The sequence below is a fragment of the Kitasatospora sp. NRRL B-11411 genome, from assembly GCF_000721345.1.
GTDB classification, from domain to species: domain Bacteria; phylum Actinomycetota; class Actinomycetes; order Streptomycetales; family Streptomycetaceae; genus Kitasatospora; species Kitasatospora cineracea.
In genome coordinates, this window is sequence record NZ_JOGH01000133.1 from 1 (window position 1) to 17,035 (window position 17,035).

Consider the following 17,035-nt stretch of genomic DNA (forward strand, 5'->3'; position numbering starts at 1 on the left):
TATAAGAGACAGGTCCCCGGCCACCCGCACCTCGAACGCCCCGCCCGCCACCCGGGCCCGCAGCGCCTCCCCGGCCCCGGCCTGCCCGGGATCGGTCAGCACCGTGCCGTCCGCCTTCTGCAGCACCGCGTACCCGCGCTCCAGGGTGGCCAGCGGGGAGAGCGCCACCACCCGGGCCAGCGCGTGCCCCAGGTCGGTCTGGGCGTGGTCCAGCCGGTGGCCGAGCACCCGCCGGGCCCGCTCCACCAGCGCGTCCACCTCCGCACCGCGGGCCGCCACCGCCTCGGTCGGCGCCGCCAGCACCGGCCGGCTGCGCACCGAGGCCAGCCCCGCCGACTCCCGCTCCACCCGGTTCAGCACGTGCCGCCGCGCCCGGTCCCGCAACTGCCGCACCCGGGCCAGCTCCTCGCCCACGTCCGGCACCACCCGCTTCGCCGCGTCGGTCGGCGTGGACGCCCGGAAGTCCGCGACGAAGTCCAGCAGCGGCCGGTCCGGCTCGTGCCCGATCGCACTCACCACCGGCGTCCGGGCCGCCGCCACCGTCCGCACCAACTCCTCGTCGGAGAACGGCAGCAGGTCCTCCACGCTGCCGCCGCCGCGGGCCACCACGATCACCTCGACCTCCGGCAGCGCGTCCAACTCCCGCACCGCCGCACACACCTGCCCCACCGCCTGCGGCCCCTGCACCAGCACGTTGCGCACCTCGAAACGCACCGCCGGCCAGCGCCGCCGGGCGTTCTCCAGCACGTCCCGCTCCGCCGCCGAACCCCGGCCGGTCACCAGCCCCACGCAGCCCGGCAGGAACGGCAGCGGCTTCTTCCGGTCCTCCTCGAACAGCCCCTCGGCGAACAGCCGCCGCTTCAACTGCTCCAGCCGCGCCAGCAGTTCACCCAGCCCGACCAGCCGCAACTCCGACGCCCGGAGCGACAGCGTCCCGCGCGCCGTGTACCACTCCGGCTTCGCCCGGACGATCACCCGGGCCCCCTCCTGCACCGCGTCCGCGACCTGCTCGAACACCTGCCGGAAGCAGGTCACCGTCAACGAGACGTCCCGCTCCGGGTCCCGCAGGGTCAGGAACACCATCCCCGCCCCCGGCCGCCGGTTCAGCTGCGCGATCTGCCCCTCCACCCACACCTCGCCCAGCCGATCGACCCACCCCCCGATCAACGCCGAGACCTTCCCCACCGGCAGGGGCGCTTCCGCACTGCTCGCATTGGCCATCCCCCGAGGCTAACCGCCGACCGCGACAAACCGGGGGCGCGGGGAACTGCGCGGCCAACCGAGTACCCACAGCCAGATCGCGAAGCAGGACCATCACTTGCACCGTCCCGCGACCTTGCTGACGTTCACCTCCCGCTGCGCGCAGTTCCCCGCGCCCCTGGCCTCACGCCTCGCGTTCCCGCCCGCGCTGAGCGACCAGCACCGCCAACCCCACCGCCAGCCACACCGCCCCCACCACCTGCGCCGTGTGCGAGGCCTCCACCAGCACCGCGATCCCCAGCAGCGGCACCACCCCGTGCCGCAGCCAGTCCCGCGAGCCGCCGCGCACCACGTACCAGCCGACCACCGAGGCGTGCAGCAGCACGAACGCGGTGAGCGCGCCGACGTTGACCACCGAGGTCAGCTGGTCCAGCCCGTCGTCCCGGCGGGCCGCCCAGACCGCCGCCACCAGCGTGATCACGGCCGCGGTCAGCAGCGCCCGCCGGGGCACCGCCGTCCGCCCGTCGACCACGCCCAGGACGCGCGGCAGCCGCCCCTCCCGGCCCATGGCGAAGACCAGCCGCCCGGCCGCCGCCTGCCCGGCCAGTGCCGCGAACGCCGCCCCGATCGCCTTGGACGCGGCGATCAGCACGTGCAGCCAGTGCCCGACCGCGGACTCCACGGTGTCGTAGAACGCCGAGCCCTGGGCGGCCGGGTCGGCCGCCAGCTGCTGCGGCGTCGTCGGTTCCAGCACCGCCGCCAGGTAGGTCTGCAGCACGAACAGCAGCCCGGCCAGCGCCAGGCACCACAGCACCGCCCGGGCCACCGCGGCCGACGCGCCGACCGCCTCCTCGACGAACGAGGCGATCGCGTCGAAGCCGAGGTACGAGAGCACCGCCACCGACACCGCCGACAGCACCGCCGTCAACGAGAACGCGCCGACCCCTCCGAACGGGGAGCCCCAGTCCCGGGCCGCCCCGTCCCGGGCCAGCACCACCACCGCCGCCACCACGAACACCGCCAGCACCAGGATCTCCATCGCCAGCACCGCGAACCCGACCACCGCGGCCGTCCGCACCCCGACCAGGTTCAGCGCCGTGGTGACCAGCACCGCCAGCACCGTCCACACCCAGCGCGAGACGTCCGGCACCAGCGAGTTCAGCGCGATCCCGGAGAACAGGTAGGCCACCGCGGGAATCAGCAGGTAGTCCAGCATCGCCATCCACCCGGCGACGAACCCCGCCCCCTCGCCCAACCCGGCCCGGGCGTACGCGAACACCGACCCGGTCCGCGGCACCGCCCGCACCATCTCGGCGTACGACAGCGCGGTGAACCCCATCGCCACCGTCGCCACCAGGTACACCGCCGCCACCGCGCCGTGGCTCTTCGCGTCCAGCACGCCGAACACGCCGACCGGCGCCATCGGGGCGATGAACAGCAGCCCGTACACCATCAGATCCCGCACCCCGAGGGTGCGCCGCAGCTCAGCCGTCCGTACCTGTGTGCTCACCCTGGCCATTCCACCCGATCCGGTCCGCCGCCGCCGCGATGACCACGGCGACGCGCGCGAGGGCCCGCGGGACTCGCCCGTACGATGGAGCCATGTCGACCACCGCTCAGCGCCGTGTCCTGCTCGCCGCCCCCCGTGGCTACTGCGCGGGCGTGGACCGCGCCGTGATCGCCGTGGAGAAGGCCCTGGAGCAGTACGGGGCACCGATCTACGTCCGCAAGCAGATCGTCCACAACAAGTACGTCGTGCAGACCCTGGAGAAGCAGGGCGCGATCTTCGTCGACGAGACGGAGGAGGTGCCCGAGGGCTCGATCGTGGTCTTCTCGGCGCACGGCGTGGCCCCGTCCGTGCACGACGAGGCCGAGACCGGCAAGCTCGCCACCATCGACGCGACCTGCCCGCTGGTCACCAAGGTGCACAAGGAGGCCCGCCGGTTCGCCGACGAGGACTACGACATCCTGCTGATCGGCCACGAGGGCCACGAGGAGGTGGTCGGCACCATGGGCGAGGCCCCGGACCGGATCCACCTGGTGGACGGCGCCGAGGACGTCGCCAACGTCAGGATCCGCGACGAGTCGAAGCTGGTCTGGCTCTCCCAGACCACCCTCTCGGTGGACGAGACCATGGAGACCGTCGGCGCCCTCAAGCAGCGCTTCCCGCTGCTGGTCTCGCCGCCCAGCGACGACATCTGCTACGCCACCCAGAACCGCCAGGTCGCGGTCAAGCAGCTCGCCCCCGAGGCGGACCTGCTGATCGTGGTCGGCTCCAAGAACTCCTCCAACTCGGTCCGGCTGGTCGAGGTCGGCCTCGAGTACGGCGCCAAGGCCGCCCACCTGGTCGACTTCGCCGAGGAGATCGACCCGGCCTGGTTCGAGGGCGTCACCACGGTCGGCCTGACCAGCGGCGCCTCGGTGCCGGAGATCCTGGTCGACGGCGTGCTCGAACTCCTGGCCGGCCACGGCTTCGAGGACGTGCGGATCGTCAAGACCGCCGAGGAGCACCTCACCTTCTCGCTCCCCAAGGAGCTCCGCCGCGACCTGCGCGCCGAGGCCGCCGGCAAGCTCTGACCCGCCCCGCCCCGAGCCCCCTCCAGGTGCCCGGTCCCGCCCGCCGGGACCGGGCACCGTCCGTCCGAACGGCTGCGCCCGCCCCCGTCCGCCCGTACGTTGGTCCGAGGGCCGGCGGGCAGCGGACGCCCCCGGCGGTACGGGAGGCAACGGCAGTGACGACGGTCTTCGGCGTGGACATCGGCGGCTCCGGCATCAAGGGCGCACCGGTCGACCTGGACAAGGGCGCGCTCACCCAGGAGCGCCACAAGGTGCTCACCCCCCACCCGTCCGGCCCGGACGCGGTGGTCGGCGCGGTCTGCGAGGTGGTCCGGCACTTCGACCACCGCGGGCCGGTCGGCCTCACCTTCCCCGGCGTGGTCGTCGACGGGCGCACCAGGACCGCGGCCAACGTCGACAAGGGCTGGATCGGCCTGGACGCCGCCGCCCGGTTCAGCGACGCGCTCGGCCTGCCCGCCACCGTGGTCAACGACGCCGACGCGGCCGGCATCGCCGAGGTCACCTACGGCGCCGGCCGCGGCCGGGCCGGCGTGGTCCTGCTGCTCACCTTCGGCACCGGCATCGGCAGCGCCCTGTTCTCCGACGGCGTGCTCGTCCCCAACACCGAGCTCGGCCACCTCGAACTGCGCGGCAAGGACGCCGAACGGCGCGCCTCCTCCGCCGCCAAGGAGCGCCACGACCTCAGCTGGCCGCAGTGGGCCGAGCGGGTCGACGAGTACCTCGACCTGGTCGAGATGCTGTTCTCCCCGCAGCTGGTGATCGTCGGCGGCGGGGTCAGCCGCAAGCACGAGAAGTTCCTGCCGCTGCTCAAGGACCGGCGCGCCGAGGTCGTCCCCGCCGAACTGCGCAACGACGCGGGCATCGTCGGCGCGGCGATGGCCGCCAGCCTGAAGCCCACGGTGCCCGCCCCCGAGCCCCCGGTCGGCGGGTGACGCGGCCGGACTACCGGGTGCGGTGCCGACGCCGCTGGGCCACGTAACGCGCGGTGACGATCGCGGCGGCCAGGGCGGTGCCGGCGAACAGCCAGCCCGCCCGCAGCGCCAGCCCGCCGGCCAGCGCCACCACCTCGCCGGTGATGCCCTGGGCCGGGCCCGGCTGCAGCAGCACCAGCGCCGCCGCGAAGGCGATCGGCCCGCAGATCGGCGCCGCGGGCAGGTCCGAGTACCGCACCCGCACGGCCAACTGGAAGCACACCACCAGGTAGCCGAGCCCGAACAGCACCCCGAGCCCGCCGAACAGCAGCCGGTCCACCCCGGCCAGCGCCAGCGTCCCGGCCACCGCCGCGACCCCGGTGCCCACCGCCGTCAGCCGGGCCGGCCGCCCGCTCCCGCCGCGCCGCTGCCGGGCCGCCAGCACCCGCTGCACCGCGCGCTTCAGCACCAGCGGGCCGGTCCGGGCGCCGGACGCCGACCGCAACCGCGACTCGGGGGGCCCGCTCTGGCCCGGGACGGCGGCCTCGGCGGTGCCGCGTCCGGGCGGTCGCCTTCTCGGCCCTGGCGGCTGGGTACGGATGCTCTGCTCCACCCGACCAACGTACGGTCCGATCATCGACACCGTGTGTAATGGCCCCTCGCCAATTGTCCGTGTCCGGCCGGTGCGCGCCCCCACCGCGCTTCCGACCACCCGCCGCGCGCCCCGTAGACTGGGGGACCGGCCCGCAGCGGGCCACCTCGACGCCCTCCAAGCCCCGGGACACCACTCTCCATGTCGCTCACGATCGGAATCGTCGGCCTGCCGAACGTCGGCAAGTCGACCCTGTTCAACGCCCTGACCAAGAACGACGTGCTGGCGGCCAACTACCCGTTCGCCACCATCGAGCCGAACGTCGGCGTCGTCGGTGTCCCCGACCCGCGGCTGGACAAGCTCGCCGAGATCTTCGGCTCGCAGCGCATCCTCCCGGCCACCGTCGACTTCGTCGACATCGCCGGCATCGTCCGCGGCGCCAGCGAGGGCGAGGGCCTGGGCAACAAGTTCCTCGCCAACATCCGCGAGGCCAACGCGATCTGCCAGGTCGTCCGGGCCTTCACCGACCCCGACGTGGTCCACGTCGACGGCAAGGTCTCGCCCAAGGACGACATCGAGACCATCCACACCGAGCTGATCCTGGCCGACCTGCAGACCATCGAGAAGGCGCTGCCCCGGCTCCAGAAGGAGGCCCGCCTCAAGAAGGAGACGGCCCCCGTCCTGGCCGCCGCCGAGGCCGCCCAGGCCGTCCTGGAGACCGGCAAGACCCTCTTCGAGGCCGGCTTCGACACCACCGCCGTCCGCGACCTGCACCTGATGACCTCGAAGCCGTTCCTCTACGTCTTCAACGTCGACGAGGACGCCCTCTCCGACGAGGACTTCAAGAACACCCAGCGCGCCCTGGTCGCCCCCGCCGAGGCCATCTTCCTCAACGCCAAGATCGAGTCCGAGCTGATCGAACTCGACGACGACGAGGCCCTCGAACTCCTCCAGTCCATGGGCCAGGACGAGCCCGGCCTCGCCACCCTCGCCCGCGTCGGCTTCGCCACCCTCGGCCTGCAGACCTACCTCACCGCCGGCCCCAAGGAAGCCCGGGCCTGGACCATCAAGCAGGGCGCCACCGCCCCCGAAGCCGCCGGAGTCATCCACACCGACTTCCAGAAGGGCTTCATCAAGGCCGAGGTCACCTCCTTCGAGGACCTCGTCGCCACCGGCTCCCTCGCCGAGGCCCGCGCCAAGGGCAAGGCCCGCATCGAGGGCAAGGACTACGTCATGCAGGACGGCGACGTCGTCGAGTTCCGCTTCAATGTGTGATCATGTCGATACTGAATGTCATATGATTTAGCAAGCCTGCAGGTCGGAGAGGGTCGGACTCCATGGAGTCCGACCCTCTTCTCGTCTCCGTGCTGACTTGGTGCTGACTTGCGGGAACCCGCATCGGCCGTCGAGTCACCCGGAATCCTCGCTCGAGTGGTACGTTATTCGGTACCACTCGCCGAAGGGGGTACGGCCATGTCCATCACCGCGAGCGAGGCGCGCAGGGATCTCTTCCCGTTGATCAAGAAGGTCAACGAGGATCATGACGCCATCGAGATCGTGTCCAAGCACGGAAATGCGGTGCTCGTCTCCGCCGAGGATTACGCCTCGTTGCGCGAGGGCTCCTATCTCTTGCGTTCGCCGGCGAACGCGCGTCGCCTGCTGAGGGCGTACGACAATGCGCTGAACGGCATAGAGCTCTCCGAGCGCACGCTCATCGACCCCGACTCGGCTGATGCCGGGCGGGGTGTCGAGTGAGGCTCGTATTCGAAGAGCAGGGCTGGGAGGACTACACGTCCTGGCTCAAGAGCGATCGCAAGATGCTCGCGAGGATCAACAAGCTCATCGAGGATGTCCTGCGCGATCCGTTCACCGGGATCGGCAAACCCGAGCCGCTGAAGTACCACCTGCCCGGGGCCTGGTCGCGGCGGATCGATGACGAGCATCGCCTCGTCTATCTGGTCACCGACCGGGAAATCATCATCCTGGCCGCCCGCTATCACTATTGATGCCCGGTCCTGGCGTGCCGTCATGGTGCTGACTCCGTGCTGACTTGGGCCCTCGGAATCAACGATTCCGCAGGTCACGGCGTTGCGGTGGGAGTTCTGCTTCAACGTCTGACCCGCCCGGACCATCCCGGAGGGGCCGCCCCTCTGCGGGCGGCCCCTCCGGGATAGTGCGGGCGGGGAAAACCCTTGGTGCCCGGTCCGGCGGTCCGGTGATCATGACCGGCATGGAGACCCGCTTCCTCGCCATCGGCGAACTCACCGACACCCCGCCCGTCGCCGTCGTCATCGACGTGATGCGCGCCTTCACCACCGCCGCCTGGGCGTTCGCGCAGGGGGCGGAGCGGATCGTGCTGGCCGGGTCGCTGGACGAGGCGCTGGAGTTGAAGGCCCGTCACCCGGGCTGGGTGGCGCTCAAGGACGGGGCGCCCGCGTCCGGGTTCGACGCCGTCAACTCGCCCGGCCGGATCCGCGGCACGGACCTCGCGGGGCGCACCGTCGTGCAGAAGACCACCGCCGGAACGGTCGGCGCACTGGCCGTCCGGGGCGCCGACCTGGTGCTGTGCGCGAGCTTCGTGGTCGCCGGGGCCACCGCCCGCGCCCTGCACGGCCGTCCCGACGTCACCTTCGTCGTCACCGGCGAGGACGGCCGCGCCGAGGAGGACCTCGCCTGCGCCCGGTACATCGTCCGCCGCGCCGCCGGCCGCACCCCTGACCCGGCCCCCTACCTGCGCCGCGCCGCCGACTCCACCGCCGCCGCCGAACTGGCCGGGGGCGTCCGGGAGGGCGTCCACGAGGACGACGTCCGCCTGTGCCTGGAGCTCGACCGCTTCCCCTTCGCCATGGCCGCCGCCCCGGAGGACGGACTCATAGTGCTGCGCCCGTACGGGAAAGGGGCCGGCCCGAGCCGGTCGTGACGTCGAACGGCGCTGTGGCGTTGTGCGGCGCCACAGTAGGTAGACAGTGTCTACGGGGTGCTGGTAGACACTGTCCATGGACAGCGATGAGCAGACCCCCCTGCGGGAGCGACTGGTGGACGCCGGGGTCGAGTTGGTGCTGGCGGAGGGGTCGGGGGCGGTCGGGCTGCGGGAGATCGCGCGGCGGGCCGGGGTGTCGCACGGGGCTCCGCGGCGGTACTTCCCGACGCACCGGGCGCTGCTGTCGGCGGTCGCGCGGCGCGGGTTCGAGGAGTTGGCGGGCCGGTTCGCGGCGGTGCCGGCGGGGGACGCGCGGGTGCGGGTGGCGGGGATGGCGCGGGTGTACCTGGGCTACGCCGCCGAGCGGCGCGGGATGTTCGAGCTGATGTTCCGGCACGACCTGCTGAGCAGCGACGGGTCGGAGCCGGACGGGCCGCGGCTGCGGGAGGCGACGGTGCCGCTGTTCGGGGAGCTGGCACGGCTGGTGGGGGAGTGCACGGGGGACGCGGAGCGGGCACCGGTGGTGACGGCCGCGCTGTGGGCGAACCTGCACGGGCTGGCGCAGCTGCAGGGCTGGGGGAGCACGGGGCTGATGCTGGGGGAGGGACGCGAGGAGGAGTTGCTGGCGGCGGTGCTGGCGGCGCACCTCGGGGCCCGACCGTGAGCCGCCTCGCGCTGCCGGTCAGCGCGGGCGCGGCCATGCTGGTGGCCCTGGACGGCACGGTGCTGCTGATGGCGCAGCCCGGCATGCGGCGCGAACTCGGCTGCACGACCGCCCAGTTGCAGTGGACGAGCACCGGCTACCTGGTCGCCGTCGCGGCCCTGCTGGTGCTCGCGGGCCGGCTCGGCGACCGGTACGGCCACCGCCGGACGCTGCTGGCGGGCGTGCTCGGCTTCGGTGCGGCCTCGGCCGGGATCGGGCTGGCCCCGACCGTCGGCTGGGTGGTCGGACTGCGGGTCGCGCAGGGCGTGTTCGGCGCGCTGCTGCAGCCCGGGACGCTCGCGCTGCTGCGGCTGTGCTGCCCGCCGGAGCGGCTCGGCCGGGCGATCGCCGTCCGGACGGGGGCGATCGCGGTGGCGGCGGGCGCGGGCCCGCTGCTCGGCGGGGTGCTGGTCGACGGGTTCGGCTGGCGCGCGGTGTTCTGGATCAACGTCCCGGTGGCCGCGGTGCTCGCCGCGATGACCCTCGGCCTGCGCCCCGACCGGGCGGACGCGGACGGGCAGCGGCTCGACCTGGCGGGCGCCGCCCTGCTCGCGGCGGCCCTGGCCGTCCTGGTGCACGCGCTCTCCCGGGTCCCGGAGCGCGGCTGGGCCGGGACCTCCGCCGAACTGGCGGGCGCCGCAGGCCTGTTCACCGTGCTGGTGGCGCACGAGCGGCGGGCCGCCAGCCCGGTGGTGCCGCGCCCGGTGGCGGCGTCGCGGCCGGTCGCGGCCTCGCTGGTGCTGCTGCTGACCGCCTCGGCGGGGCTGTTCGGGACGCTGTTCAGCACCACCTTCCGGCTCCAGGACGCGCTGCGGGTCGGCCCGTCGGGCACCGCGCTGCGGATGCTGCCGCTGACCGCGCTGATGGTGCTGGGTGCCCCGGCGGCCGAGCGGGCGCTGCGCGCGCAGGGACCCCGGCGGACGGCGCTGGCGGGGGTGGCGCTGCTGGTGGCGGGCATCGCGGGGCTGGCCGGGCCGGGCGGCGGGGGCGCGTCGGTGCCGGCCACGGCGGTGGCGTCGGCGCTGCTGGGCGCGGGGTTCGCGGCGGTGATGGTGACGGCGACCGGCACCGTGGTCGGCGACGCCCCGGCGGGGTACGCGGGCGCGGTCGGCGGGTTGAAGCAGACCGCGATGAACATCGGCCCGACCCTGGGCATCGCGTCCGCGTCCGCGTTCGCGTCCGGCACCGGGACGCACGGCCCGCTGCCGGTCCTGGCCGCCCTCGCCGCCGCCGGCCTGCTGCCCGCCGCCGCACTGCCAGGCGCGGTCCCGCCCGCCGCCGCACTGCCAGGCGCGGTCCCGCCCGCTGCCGCGCTGCCCGGCGCCGCGCTGCCCGCTGCCGCGCTGCCCGGCGACGTCCCGCCCGCGGCCCGACACGCCCCGCACGACGAAGCCGCTGTCGGTGGTGCGTGACAGGCTGGGCCGGTGACAGGACGACAGGCGGCGCGGGCCGTGGGCACGCTCGGCTCGGTGGTGCTGGACTGCGCCGACCCCGAGCAACTGGCGGCCTTCTACCAGCAGGTGACGGGCTGGCCGGTGACGTACCGCAGCGAGAGCTACGTGTTCATCGGCGAGGGCCCGGTGCGGATCGGCTTCCAGCGGGTCGGCGGGTACCGGTCGCCGCACTGGCCGGAGGCCGGTTCGCGGGCCCGTCTCGACTTCACCGTCCTGGAGTTGGGCCCGGCGGTGGCGGCGCTGCTGGCGGCCGGGGCGTCCCGGCCCGAGCAGCAGGCCGACGGCGAGCGCGGGGTGACGCTGCTGGACCCGGCCGGGCACCCGTTCTGCCTCGCCGTCCCGGACTGACCGCCCGCCCGGGCTGACCGCCCGCCCGCCCGGGCTGACCGCCCGCACAACACCGCACGGTGGCCGGAACGAACGCCACCCGTTCAACCACCCGCCCGGGAGGAACCGCATGGACTTCGTCGAGTCGACCGTCGAGGCCGACGGCGAGCGCCTGGCCTGCACCGTGATCGAGCCGGAGCCGCCGACCGGTCCGCTCACCGCGCTGCTGATGCACGGCGCGGGCAGCGGCGACCGGCACCGCTGCCTGCCGCTGGCAAGGGAGTTGGCGGCCGCCGGGTGCCGATCCGTGGTGTTCGACTTCGCCGGGCACGGCGCGAGCACCGGCGTCCTCGGCGAGCTCTCGCTGGCCCGCCGGGCCCGCCAGGCCCGCGCGGTGCTGGACCGGCACGCCCCGACCGGGCCGCTGCTGCTGGTCGGCTTCTCGATGAGCGGCCAGACCGTCGCGGACCTGCTGCGGATGCCCGAACTCGCCGTCCGGACCACGGCGATCGCCCTCGGCGCGCCCGCCGCCTACGCCCGCGAGATCCACGAACTCCCGTTCGCCGCGCCGGAGTTCACCAATACCCTGCGTACCGAGGGGAGTTGGCGCAGCAGCCGGGCCTTCGACACCCTCACGGCGTTCGGCGGCCGGGCGGTGCTGGTGCTGCCGGAGACCGACGGGGTGATCCCGGCCGAGGTGACCGAGTCGCTGGACGCCGCCCTGCGCGCCCGCCCGGCGTCGACGGCCCCGTACGCCAGGCTCACCCTGCCGGGCGCGGACCACCTGCTCGGCCGCTGGCTGGGCGAGCACCCGCAGGAGTGCGCCCGGGTGGCCGCGGCCCTGCTGGACCGCACCTGCTGGACCGCACCGGCTGAACCGCACCGACTGAACCGCACCGGCTGAACCGCACCGGCTGAACCGCGGGGCCGTCGAAGCGCCGGAGCGCCGAACTGCCCTGCACATCAGGGAAGTTCGACGACCAGCCCGCCGTCCGCCGCCCCGCTGACCCGGACGCCGGACAGGTCGTCCACGTGGTGGTCGGGCCGGTGGGCGGCGGCGCGCGGGCCGATGCCGAGCACCGGCATGCCGGCGGCCCGGGCGGCGGCGATGCCCGCCTCGGAGTCCTCCAGCACCAGGCACTCGGCGGGGGCGACGCCCAACTCGGCGGCGGCCTTCAGGAAGCCCTCCGGGTCGGGCTTGCTGGCGCCGACGTGCTCGGCGGTGATCACCAGCGGCGGCAGCGGGACACCGGCGGCGGCCATCCGGACCCGGGCGAGCCGGTCGTCGGCGGAGGTCACCAGCGCGTGCGGCAGTCCGGCCAGCGAGGCCACCAGCCGTGCGGCGCCCGGGACTTCGACCACGCCGTCGATGTCGGAGGACTCCTCGTCGAGCATCACCGCGTTCTCGGCGAGGTTCTGCTCGACCGGGCGGTCGGGCAGCAGCAGGCCCATGGTCAGGTGGCCCTGCCGCCCGTGCGCGACCCGCATCACCTCGTCGCCGTCCAGGCCGTTGCGCTCGGCCCAGCGGCGCCAGCAGCGTTCGACCACGGCGTCGGAGTTGACCAGGGTGCCGTCCATGTCGAGCAGGACGGCCCGGACCGGCGGGGTGAGGACGGGCATCGGGGCTCCTCGGGAGGCCTCGTACGGGTGTTTGTTCCTCAAGCGTACAAAACTCCCGGAGGGCGGGCCGCTCACCCCACCAGGTGCGCGTTGACCGCCCGGGCCTCCTCGGCGAGCTCCGGCAGCTCCACCACCTCGATGCCCGCGCCGGTCAGCAGCGCGGTGCCCTGGCACGCCTCGACGAACAGCGCGGGCTCCCGCCAGGCCACCACCACCCGCGGCACCCCGGCGGCCACGATCAGCTCCGCGCACGGGTGCGGCCGGGAGGCGCGCTGCCCGCACGGCTCCAGGGTCGAGTAGACGGTGGCGGTGCGCAGCCGCGGGTCGCCGGCCGGCAGCTTGCCGAGCGCGGCCTCCTCGGCGTGGTTCACGGCGTCCACCTCGCGGCTGTAGCCCTCGGCCAGCACCTCGCCGTCCGCGCCGACCACCACCGCGCCGACCGAGAAGGCCGTCCCGGACGGCGGGCAGCGCCGGGACAGCTCGATCGCGCGGCGCATCCACCCGAGGTCGCGCTCGCGGCCGGCCGCGTCCCCGCGCCCGCCCGCCTGCCCGGGCTCGTTCCGGCTCTCGGGCGCACGGTCACTGGTGGTCATCGGAGGACTCCTTCGGGGCGTACCGCAGCAGGACGACGTCCCCCACCGTACGTGCCTCCAGCAGCCGCATCCGGCGGGCCGGGCCGCCGGGGTACGCGGCGGGGGAGAGGAAGCGGGGTGCGGCGGCCTGGCCGACCAGCAGGGGGGCGACGGCCAGTTGCAGTTCGTCGGCCAGCCCCTCGGCGAGGAACTGGGTGTGCACGCTGCCGCCGCCCTCGACCATCAGCCGGCGCACCCCGCGCGCGCCCAGGTCGTCGAGCACCGCGCCGAGCGGCACCGCCCCGCCCAGGCCGACCACCTCGGTGCCGGGCGCCCCGGCCAGCGCGGCGCGCAGCGCGGGCGCGGCGGCGTCGGTGGTGTAGGCGAGCTTGGCGCCGCCGGTGTGCCAGAAGTTCAGGCCCGGGTCCAGCCGGCCGCTCGCGCTCAGGGTGACCTTCAGCGGGTACCCGGGCCGCCCGGCGGCCTCCCGGGCGGCGCGCCGCTGCGGCGAGTTGACCAGCAACCGCGGGTTGTCGGCGCGCAGCGTCCCGCCGCCGACCAGCACCGCGTCGCTGTCGGCGCGCAGCGCGTCGACCCGGTCGAAGTCCTCGGCGTTGGAGAGCAGCAGCCGGTCGGGGGAGGCGTCGTCGAGGTGGCCGTCGATCGACACCGCGGCGCTCAGCAGGACGTGGGGGCGGGGCACGGTCGGGGCTCCAGGGTCGGCGGACGGGCGGAGTCCCACCGTACGCCGCGCCCGGCCGCCGCCCGTGCGCCCACCGCCCGCGGCCCGCGGTCGGCTCAGGACGGGCGGGGCGGCACCGGCAGCGGCAGGGCGGGCAGCCCGTTGATGCTGACGCCGACGTTCTCCTTGCCCTCGCAGTACTCGCTGAACCGGTCCTCGCCCTTGCGGTCGAAGAACTCGGCGAGCAGCGTCCGGTCGGACCGGTACTCCATGAACGGGACGGCGAACCCGCAGGAGTCGCTGACCCGTTCGGCCCGCACCAGGATGATCGCGCGCAGCGCGGTGCCGTCCGCGGTCGGGTCGAAGCGGCCGAGCAGTTCGGCGAACCGCGGGTCGTCGCGGAACACCGGCTCGCCGTGCCCGTGCACCCGCAGCACGGTCGGCGGCCCCTCGAAGGCGCACCACATCAGGACGATCCGCCCGTTCTCCCGCAGGTGGGCGATGGTCTCGGCGTGCGAACCGCCGAAGTCCAGGTAGGCGACGGTCAGTTCGTCCAGCACGACGAGGGTGCCGGCCCGGCCCTTGGGGGACAGGTTGAGGTAGCCGTCGGCGGCCAGCGGGGCGGTGCCGACGAAGTAGACGGGCTGTTTCTCGATGAACGCGCGCAGCCTGGCATCGATGCGCTCATAGGTCTTTCCCATGCGGACGATTCTGCTCCCGGCGGGCGGCGGAGAGCCAGGAGGTTTCCCCATCGTCTCGCCATTCGATACGGGATTGTCCGAACAGTGGAACGTCTTCCTATCCTGGAGGGGTCGCCTTCGAGGGAGAGGGAACCCGCCATGCCCGCCTACACCCACGGCCACCACGCCGCCGTCCTGCGCTCGCACCGCAGCCGCACCGCCGCCAACTCCGCCGCCTACCTGCTGCCCGAACTGCGCCCCGGCCAGCGGGTGTTGGACGTCGGCTGCGGCCCGGGCACGATCACCGCCGACCTGGCCGAACTGGTCGGCCCGAGCGGCCGGGTGGTCGGCATCGAGCCGGTCCCCGAGGTGCTGGCCGAGGCCGCCGCGCTGGCCGCCGAACGCGGCCTGGCGAACCTGTCCTACGAGGTCGCCGACGTCTACCGGCTGCCCTACGCCGACGCCTCGTTCGACGTGGTGCACGCCCACCAGGTGCTGCAGCACCTGCCCGACCCGGTCGCCGCCCTGCGCGAGATGCGCCGGGTCACCGCCCCCGGCGGGGTGATCGCGGTCCGCGACTCGGACTACGCCGCGATGACCTGGTACCCCGAACTGCCCGAGCTGGACGAGTGGTTGAGCCTGTACCGGAAGGTCGCCCGGGCCAACGGCGGCGAACCCGACGCCGGCCGCCGCCTGCTGGCCTGGGCGCGCGCGGCGGGCCTGACCGGCGATCCGGCCGCCCCGGACGCCAACCCGCGCTGCTCGTCCAGCAGTTGGACCTTCGCCACCGATGCCGAGCGGGCCTGGTGGTCGGAGAGCTGGGCCGAGCGCACGGTGCGCTCGAAGACCGCCGCCACCGCGGTCGCCGAGGGCCTGGCCACCCCCGCCGACCTGGAGCGGATCGCCGCCGGTTGGGCCCGCTGGGGCGCCGACCCGGACGCCTGGTTCGCCGTACTGCACGGCGAACTCCTGTATCGCGTAAGCTAGTTGGGCACGCCCCCGCGTTGACGTGACGTTGACCGGCCGCGTACCGCCCGGTAGTGCCCACCGCCCGGCCCGACGGCCGGACGGGCGGTCCGACCCGCCCCCCCACCGGGTCGGACCGCTACCGTGTGCGCATGGACGGCGAGCAGCGCACCGGCACCACCCACCGGGTGATGCGCCAGGACGACAACGGCAATCGCTTCCTGCTCGCCCGCGGCCTCGACCGGGCCGGAGCCGAGGCGCTGGCCGCCGAGTTCGAGGCCCGCGGCCACAAGCAGCTCTACTGGGTCGAACCCGAGGACCCCCAGGCCGCCGAGGACCCCGCCGGTCCCGGCTGATCCCCCACTGCCCGGCCCCGTCCGCGTACCGTGGCCCCGGGGCGGCGCGCGCCGCCCCGGGAACGGATGCCGAGGAGGCCGGGTGGGCGTCGAGATCGAGCGCAAGTTCCTCGTCCCGGAGGGCGAACACGTCCCGGACGGACGGGAGTTCGAGGTCCGGCAGGGGTACCTGGTCCTCGGGCCCGAGGGGGCCGAGGCGCGGGTGCGCCGGCAGGGCGAGGAGTGCTCGCTGACCGTCAAGCGCGGCACCGGGCTGGTCCGCGGCGAGTGGGAGACCCCGCTGAGCGCCGAGCAGTTCGCCGACCTGTGGCCCGCCACCGAGCACGCCCGGATCGACAAGACCCGCCGGGTCGTCCCGCTCGGCCCGCACGAGGCCGTGGTCGACACCTACCGCGGCCGACTGGCCGGACTGCGCACCGCGGAGGTCGAGTTCACCGACCCGGACGCCGCCGCCGCGTTCACCCCGCCGCCCTGGTTCGGCCCCGAGGTCACCGACCGCCCCGACCTCAAGAACCGGCACCTGGCCACCGCCGACGCCCCGCCCCTGACGTAGGGTCGGGCGGGTACGACGAGCGCGAGGACGGCGATGGCAGACCTGATCGACACGGTGGCGTGGGTCCGGCTGGAGGGCGGCAGGATCCTCTGCGCCCGCCCCCGCGGCAAGGACGTCTTCTACATCCCCGGCGGCAAGCGCGAGGGCGCCGAGACCGACCTGCAGACCCTGGTCCGCGAGGTCGCCGAGGAACTCACCGTCGCCATCCGCCCCGACACCGTCACCCACGTCGGCACCTACCACGCCGAGGCCCACGGCCAGGCCCCCGGCGCCGTGGTCAGGATGGCCTGCTACGCCGCCGACTACACCGGCACCCTCGCCGCCAGCAGCGAGATCGAGGAGGTCGACTGGTTCGGCTACGCCGACCGCGACCGCGTCCCCCCGGTCGACCAGGTCCTCTTCGACGACCTGCACCGCGACGGCCGCCTGCACTGATCCGCCGGCACCCCGGCCCCGCCCGCGCCTCGGCCCCGCCCACAGCGCAGTGTCCGTTCTGTACGCCAATCGGACAGACGAGCCGTATGCCGGGATAGCGGCGCGATTCCCTGGGTATGGCAGAGTTCGGCAGCATTCGTCACGATCCGTGAGCCCGCGGTGGCACGGCGTGGCGGCGGCCCGCGCCCGGCGACCGGCCGGGGGCGTCCCATGCGGTGGCGGGAGGCCCGGTAGGTGGTGGCGAAGCCGGGTGACGGCGAGGGGGAGCGCGAGGCGTCCGGTCTGCCCGCGCGCGGTTCGCGGCGGCCCGGCAGCGGCGGCGCCGCGCTGCCCGCCCGCACCGCCGCCGGCCGGGCGGCCGCCCGGGCCCGGCTGCGCCGCGGCCGCCCCGGCCCCGGCGAGCGCTTCCGCTCCCGGCCCGGCGGGTCCCGTCCCGGCAGCGCCCCGACGGCGGGCGCCGCCCCCCAGCCGCCGACCGCCCCCGCCG

General features: G+C 74.6%; 19 protein-coding genes and 2 pseudogenes. 15 read left to right on the forward strand and 6 right to left on the reverse strand.

All coding sequences use genetic code 11. From position 1 onward, the window contains the following. Both xseA and IH44_RS0134370 read right to left on the reverse strand, forming a co-directional pair. Window positions 1-1,221, reverse strand: a 1,221-nt coding sequence (xseA, locus tag IH44_RS0134365; protein ID WP_030463740.1) for an exodeoxyribonuclease VII large subunit, incomplete at its 3' end; no start/stop codon positions are given. Window positions 1,222-1,384: 163 nt separating this feature from the next. Beyond that, window positions 1,385-2,719: an APC family permease gene (locus IH44_RS0134370; protein ID WP_030463741.1), complete on the reverse strand. Its 1,335-nt coding sequence runs from the start codon at window positions 2,717-2,719 to the stop codon at window positions 1,385-1,387. A gap of 83 nt (window positions 2,720-2,802) precedes the next feature. Here IH44_RS0134370 and IH44_RS0134375 point away from each other — a divergent pair, with 83 nt between their 5' ends. Both IH44_RS0134375 and ppgK read left to right on the forward strand, forming a co-directional pair. After that, entirely contained in the window at window positions 2,803-3,777 is a 975-nt protein-coding gene (locus IH44_RS0134375) for a 4-hydroxy-3-methylbut-2-enyl diphosphate reductase (RefSeq protein ID WP_030463742.1), read from the forward strand. A gap of 155 nt (window positions 3,778-3,932) precedes the next feature. Continuing rightward, window positions 3,933-4,709, forward strand: a complete 777-nt coding sequence (gene ppgK, locus IH44_RS0134380) for a polyphosphate--glucose phosphotransferase (protein ID WP_051817918.1) — start codon at window positions 3,933-3,935, stop codon at window positions 4,707-4,709. A 10-nt stretch (window positions 4,710-4,719) separates the two neighbouring features. Here the strand turns inward: ppgK and IH44_RS0134385 are convergent, their stop codons facing one another. Then, entirely contained in the window at window positions 4,720-5,301 is a 582-nt protein-coding gene (locus IH44_RS0134385) for a DUF6542 domain-containing protein (RefSeq protein WP_157852558.1), read from the reverse strand. Window positions 5,302-5,481: 180 nt separating this feature from the next. Here IH44_RS0134385 and ychF point away from each other — a divergent pair, with 180 nt between their 5' ends. The 8 genes from ychF to IH44_RS0134425 all read left to right on the forward strand — a co-directional run bounded on the left by ychF (window position 5,482) and on the right by IH44_RS0134425 (window position 11,588). Next, window positions 5,482-6,555: a redox-regulated ATPase YchF gene (ychF, locus tag IH44_RS0134390; RefSeq protein ID WP_030463745.1), complete on the forward strand. Its 1,074-nt coding sequence runs from the start codon at window positions 5,482-5,484 to the stop codon at window positions 6,553-6,555. A gap of 198 nt (window positions 6,556-6,753) precedes the next feature. Beyond that, window positions 6,754-7,035 carry a type II toxin-antitoxin system Phd/YefM family antitoxin gene (locus IH44_RS0134395; protein ID WP_030463746.1) on the forward strand — a complete coding sequence of 94 codons (282 nt, stop codon included), beginning with the start codon at window positions 6,754-6,756 and terminating at the stop codon, window positions 7,033-7,035. After that, entirely contained in the window at window positions 7,032-7,286 is a 255-nt protein-coding gene (locus tag IH44_RS0134400; protein ID WP_030463747.1) for a Txe/YoeB family addiction module toxin, read from the forward strand. Before IH44_RS0134395 ends, IH44_RS0134400 begins: the two co-directional genes overlap by 4 nt. A gap of 224 nt (window positions 7,287-7,510) precedes the next feature. Further along, window positions 7,511-8,200, forward strand: coding sequence for a 2-phosphosulfolactate phosphatase (locus tag IH44_RS0134405; protein WP_030463748.1), 690 nt, complete (start codon window positions 7,511-7,513; stop codon window positions 8,198-8,200). 76 nt (window positions 8,201-8,276) lie between these two features. Then, entirely contained in the window at window positions 8,277-8,864 is a 588-nt protein-coding gene (locus tag IH44_RS0134410; protein ID WP_030463749.1) for a TetR/AcrR family transcriptional regulator, read from the forward strand. Continuing rightward, the gene (locus IH44_RS0134415; RefSeq protein ID WP_232795194.1) at window positions 8,861-10,315 is read left to right on the forward strand and encodes an MFS transporter; all 1,455 of its coding nucleotides are present in this window, start codon (window positions 8,861-8,863) and stop codon (window positions 10,313-10,315) included. The genes IH44_RS0134410 and IH44_RS0134415 overlap by 4 nt, the downstream gene beginning before the upstream one ends. A gap of 12 nt (window positions 10,316-10,327) precedes the next feature. Further along, entirely contained in the window at window positions 10,328-10,705 is a 378-nt protein-coding gene (locus IH44_RS0134420) for a VOC family protein (RefSeq protein WP_157852559.1), read from the forward strand. Window positions 10,706-10,814: 109 nt separating this feature from the next. Next, the gene (locus IH44_RS0134425) at window positions 10,815-11,588 is read left to right on the forward strand and encodes an alpha/beta hydrolase (RefSeq protein ID WP_051817920.1); all 774 of its coding nucleotides are present in this window, start codon (window positions 10,815-10,817) and stop codon (window positions 11,586-11,588) included. Between the two features lie 59 nt (window positions 11,589-11,647). On the opposite strand, the gene IH44_RS0134430 is transcribed toward IH44_RS0134425, so the two are convergent. The 3 genes and pseudogenes from IH44_RS0134430 to IH44_RS0134445 all read right to left on the reverse strand — a co-directional run bounded on the left by IH44_RS0134430 (window position 11,648) and on the right by IH44_RS0134445 (window position 14,259). Beyond that, window positions 11,648-12,304: an HAD-IA family hydrolase gene (locus IH44_RS0134430; protein ID WP_030463753.1), complete on the reverse strand. Its 657-nt coding sequence runs from the start codon at window positions 12,302-12,304 to the stop codon at window positions 11,648-11,650. Window positions 12,305-12,375: 71 nt separating this feature from the next. Continuing rightward, a pseudogene (locus tag IH44_RS47470) lies at window positions 12,376-13,579 on the reverse strand (dihydrofolate reductase family protein). Between the two features lie 95 nt (window positions 13,580-13,674). Then, window positions 13,675-14,259: a pyridoxamine 5'-phosphate oxidase family protein gene (locus IH44_RS0134445; RefSeq protein ID WP_030463756.1), complete on the reverse strand. Its 585-nt coding sequence runs from the start codon at window positions 14,257-14,259 to the stop codon at window positions 13,675-13,677. Between the two features lie 138 nt (window positions 14,260-14,397). Between IH44_RS0134445 and IH44_RS0134450 the strand changes: the two genes are divergently transcribed. The 5 genes and pseudogenes from IH44_RS0134450 to IH44_RS0134470 form a co-directional block, all read left to right on the forward strand. Beyond that, a complete protein-coding gene (locus tag IH44_RS0134450) occupies window positions 14,398-15,225 on the forward strand; it encodes a methyltransferase domain-containing protein (protein WP_030463757.1) in 828 nt (275 codons plus the stop codon). Window positions 15,226-15,356: 131 nt separating this feature from the next. Beyond that, window positions 15,357-15,560, forward strand: a complete 204-nt coding sequence (locus tag IH44_RS41870) for a hypothetical protein (RefSeq protein WP_051817924.1) — start codon at window positions 15,357-15,359, stop codon at window positions 15,558-15,560. 82 nt (window positions 15,561-15,642) lie between these two features. Then, window positions 15,643-16,113, forward strand: a complete 471-nt coding sequence (locus IH44_RS0134460) for a CYTH domain-containing protein (RefSeq protein ID WP_051817922.1) — start codon at window positions 15,643-15,645, stop codon at window positions 16,111-16,113. 33 nt (window positions 16,114-16,146) lie between these two features. Next, on the forward strand, window positions 16,147-16,548 hold the full coding sequence (locus IH44_RS0134465; protein WP_030463759.1) for an NUDIX domain-containing protein: 402 nt from the start codon (window positions 16,147-16,149) through the stop codon (window positions 16,546-16,548). 237 nt (window positions 16,549-16,785) lie between these two features. Beyond that, window positions 16,786-17,035: pseudogene (locus IH44_RS0134470) on the forward strand (hypothetical protein); the annotation flags it as partial.